We start from the raw sequence: 3,682 nt of genomic DNA, 5'->3' as shown, positions 1-3,682 counted from the left end.
GAGAATAGAGATACTATTGCTAACTACTTATCACTAACCACTAACCACTAATCACTGCTTCGCTAAATTCTCATTTATCGTAAAAATAATTATTACGAAGTACTTACGTTATGAATAATGCAGGTTAAAGTACCTAAAGGTTCATGTACAGCACGGGCGGTAGCGTCAACAACCTCCTCTTGGTTTGAATCCGTTATTTTACCACTTATCGAATTCATCTCATGGGACGGATTTTTTCGTCTCGTGAGATGAATTATTTCGTCTCGTGGGACGGATTTTCTCGTCTCATGGGATGAATTTTCTCGTCCCGCAGGATGAATTCCGGCGCTTATGCTCAGGAACTTTTCCTCTGGGGGATTGAAACCCATTGCTGCGTCAGGTTATTCCAGAGGGCGGTATCATCCGGCCGTGGCGGTGCACAGTCGGGTATGAGGTTGCCCATGTAGGTTCGTTTCCCGTCGATACGCTTCTCGAAGCGATATGGGTTTATCTCGCAGGTCTTCCGGGCGGCGTCCAGTTTCAGGAGTTTCTCCCGAAGCGCTGTCGAGGTCGGTTTTCCGGCTGATACGAAGTTGGCGAAGTATTGACGTACCTGCTTCATGTTCAGCAGGTCGTCTCCCTTGTCGTAGAGCACGATATGCTGCTTGAATATCTCCACAGCTTCCCTGAAGTATTGCCTCAGGAGTACCCCGTAACCGCTTTTCATGCAGGCAATCTCCGTCCATTCGCTGTCCGGGGACAGGTTGTCGGCCAGTTCACGCCAGGGACAGGAGGGAATGAACTTGCCGGTAGTGGGTATAGCGTCGGGAACGACAAGGGGAACGGTGTCACCGCCGGGAACAATTTCACGGACGGCAATAGCGTCACCGGTGTGTATTCTGGCGAAGCTGACCCCTCATTCTGGTGATACTGACCCCCAAGTTTTTCATTGAGTAATCAAGTTCCTTCTTTTTGAGTCTGTTTTCATTTTATGCTACGGCAAAATTATTGTTTTTTTCTTCTCATCGACTCTCCTTGGAGCATAATTTTATGCGATGTATTTATTAGCCTATCCAATAACGCATCGGCAATGGTTTTGTCTTTGATCATGTCCCACCATTTGTCTGGTGGGTACTGTGAAGTAATGATCAATGCTTTACGGGCATATCTGTCCTCCATAATCTCCATTAGGGCCAGCGAAGCATTACTGTCTAAGGGTTGGAGGAAGAGATCGTCCAAAATGAGCAGATCATTTTTTCCTAATTTTTCTATTTCATCAATGTAACTGCCATCCACTTTCTTCATTTTCAGCTGGGTGAAGAGCCTTGTGGCATTCTGATAGAGCACTTTGTACCCCATTTGACAGGCTTGTTCGCCCAACGAAGAGGCTATATAGGACTTTCCTACTCCGGTTGGTCCTACTACAAGCACGCTCTCGGCGTTTCTCACAAAAGCACAATCACTCAACCGGGCTATTTGATTGCGATCCAGTCCTCTGTTATGCACATAGTCGATCTCCGCCATGCAAGCTTTGTAGCGGAAGTGTGCGTTCTTCAAACGATATTCTACCCGGCGGCTGTTTCTGGCATCCCATTCCGCATTGATGAGCATGGCGACCGCCTGATCCGCCGTCAGGGCTTCTGCCGTCTTGGCTTGAAGCATTCTTTCAAAGGCTTCCCGCATCCCTGTCAGGCGCAGGGCATTCATTCTTTCTAATGTAATCTCATTCATAATCAACATTTTAATGATTGGTCAAATAAATCTTTGTAATAGGATTGCCCCCGGATGTTCTCATGATCCACCACCGGTTCTTCCTGCTTTTCCGCTTCCGCTTTTTTAGCTTCCAGATAAAACAGGTCTCTTTTCCCTTTCAACACGCGGTCGATGTATCCATAGCTGTAAATATCCGCCTCCATCCCCATTTGACAGGCTGTAATCAGGCGTTCAATGCTTACGTTGGCTCTCTCGGCGTAGTTTACGATGCCTAAACACTGCTTGTAGGCTGTTTGTGGATAGGTGTGTTTAGCCAGCAAGCGGTCCAGGTATTGTCCGATGATAAGATGTAGTTTATGTCCCCATTTGGAGAAGTATTCGTTGCTCCATCCGGCCACCATCTGGTGCTCTTTGGGGAGATGTTCGGGAACGGTGGTGTACTGCCCTTTGGCGTGCGTACGCCGATGAATGGCTACACGCTGGCCTGCATAATATACGCTGATTTCTTTATCGGTATAGGAGACTTTGACATCCAATCCTATGAACTGACAAGGGACGCTATAGTAATGATTGTCAGGAGAAAATAGGATGTAGTTGTTCTTCTGAACCTTGAGCGTTTTGTACTCCCGCAGGCAATAAGGCTTCTCAGGCAAGGGCCGCAGGTGCATCTTTTCCTCTTCTATATAAAGACGCCGGCGGGTGGTATCCTTGCGTTGGAACTGGGTATCGTTATGCACCTCTACACAGGCATGTATAGCCTTGTTTAACTCCTCCAGGGAGAAGAAGGTTTCCCCAGAGAGTTCTGCATAAATACGGGTATAGAGAATATTTACGGCTCTCTCTACGGCTGCCTTATCCTGGGGATGGAGGCTGCGGGCAGGATCTACCTCACAGCCGTAATAAGAAGCCATATCCAGGAAAGCATCGTTGATATCCGCCTGGTATTTGCTGGCTTTGGTCACGGCGCTTTTGAGGTTGTCGGGGACCATCGCCTGGGGAACGCCGTCAAAATAAGATAGGGCATGGACCGTGCTGGCTATAAAACACTCTTTTCGCTGGCTCCGGGAGGCTTCTGCATAGGTGAACTGGCTGTGAGCCAGAAGGCAAACGTAGAGTTCGCAGGAGATAATCTCTCCGGTGCTCCGATCCACGTAATGGATATTTTTACCGGCATAGTCTATGTACATGCGTTCCCCAGGAGTCTCCACGATGTGAAGACTGGCGGATTGGCCACGGGTGTATTGCCGATGGTAGAAACAGAACTGAGGATAGCTATATCCTTGTGGATGAGTGGGCTTGTAATAGTGCTCCCAGATAAAAAGGAGGTTTTTCCCCGGCTCCTTCAACCGTTTCTCGTAGTCGGGAAACAAGGCCAGAAGCTCGGCACACGCCGGATCAGGAGCGCGGTTGTTGAGCTGGTCAAAGTAAGACTCGAGGATGCAAGAATCCTGAGAGAGGAGCTCGTTGATATCCAAATGATGGGATTCAATCAACGACAGGTAACGCTTTACGGTATTCTTGGAAATACCTAAAGCGGAGGCAGTGGGTTTAATACCTTTGCCCTGATGAAGCATTAGTAATAATTGTTTGATCATTTGAGTTGTTATGGGTTTTGCTGCCATAGCCGGAATTATTTTAGTTCCCGGCAAACATACTCATTTGAAAAACTTGATTACTTACCAAAGGGGGCAGTATGAACATTATGGCGATACTGACCCCGCACCAGAACCAGCTACCAGAGGGGTCAGTTTCACCATTACAGGGGGTCAGTATGACAATAATTGGGGGTCAGTATGAAACAGAATATACAACCGGCAAGGGCAGTCTTCCCGACATCAACGGCGGCAGCAGTCTTTCCGACATCAACGACAGCGGCAGTCTTTCCGACATCAACGGCGGCAGTAGTCTTTCCGACATCAACGACAGCGGCAGCCTTCCCGACATCAACGACGGCAAGAGTGGGGTTGCAATCATCGACGTTGATAAGAGC

5 protein-coding genes are annotated in these 3,682 nt (G+C 48.2%); 2 read left to right on the top strand and 3 right to left on the bottom strand.

The window, feature by feature from the left end:
* Window positions 1-334: 334 nt before the first annotated feature.
* A complete protein-coding gene (locus tag B2Z67_RS05295; protein ID WP_291528776.1) occupies window positions 335-658 on the bottom strand; it encodes a hypothetical protein in 324 nt (107 codons plus the stop codon).
* Here B2Z67_RS05295 and B2Z67_RS05290 point away from each other — a divergent pair.
* Window positions 638-907, top strand: a complete 270-nt coding sequence (locus B2Z67_RS05290; protein WP_291528775.1) for a hypothetical protein — start codon at window positions 638-640, stop codon at window positions 905-907. The genes B2Z67_RS05295 and B2Z67_RS05290 overlap by 21 nt on opposite strands.
* Before the next feature lie 77 nt (window positions 908-984).
* Here the strand turns inward: B2Z67_RS05290 and istB are convergent, their stop codons facing one another.
* Both istB and istA read right to left on the bottom strand, forming a co-directional pair.
* A complete protein-coding gene (gene istB / locus B2Z67_RS05285; protein WP_291528774.1) occupies window positions 985-1,719 on the bottom strand; it encodes an IS21-like element helper ATPase IstB in 735 nt (244 codons plus the stop codon).
* Complete coding sequence (istA, locus tag B2Z67_RS05280; protein WP_291528773.1) at window positions 1,713-3,314, bottom strand: IS21 family transposase; 1,602 nt, start codon at window positions 3,312-3,314, stop codon at window positions 1,713-1,715. Before istA ends, istB begins: the two co-directional genes overlap by 7 nt.
* A gap of 149 nt (window positions 3,315-3,463) precedes the next feature.
* Between istA and B2Z67_RS05275 the strand changes: the two genes are divergently transcribed.
* On the top strand, window positions 3,464-3,682 hold a 219-nt coding region (locus B2Z67_RS05275), incomplete at its 3' end, for a hypothetical protein (protein ID WP_291528772.1).

It is taken from the genome of Bacteroides sp. UBA939 (assembly GCF_002293435.1).
Classification (GTDB): domain Bacteria; phylum Bacteroidota; class Bacteroidia; order Bacteroidales; family Bacteroidaceae; genus Bacteroides.
Note: the sequence above shows the minus strand (reverse complement) of the source record. Positions and strands in the feature narration are given on the sequence as shown.

Bases quoted from the DNA above. Each gene is read 5' to 3' on its own strand.
- B2Z67_RS05290 (WP_291528775.1), top strand. From the start codon at position 638: ATGCTGCTTGAATATCTCCACAGCTTCCCTGAAGTATTGCCTCAGGAG.
- istB (WP_291528774.1), bottom strand. From the start codon at position 1,719: ATGTTGATTATGAATGAGATTACATTAGAAAGAATGAATGCCCTGCGC.
- istA (WP_291528773.1), bottom strand. From the start codon at position 3,314: ATGGCAGCAAAACCCATAACAACTCAAATGATCAAACAATTATTACTA.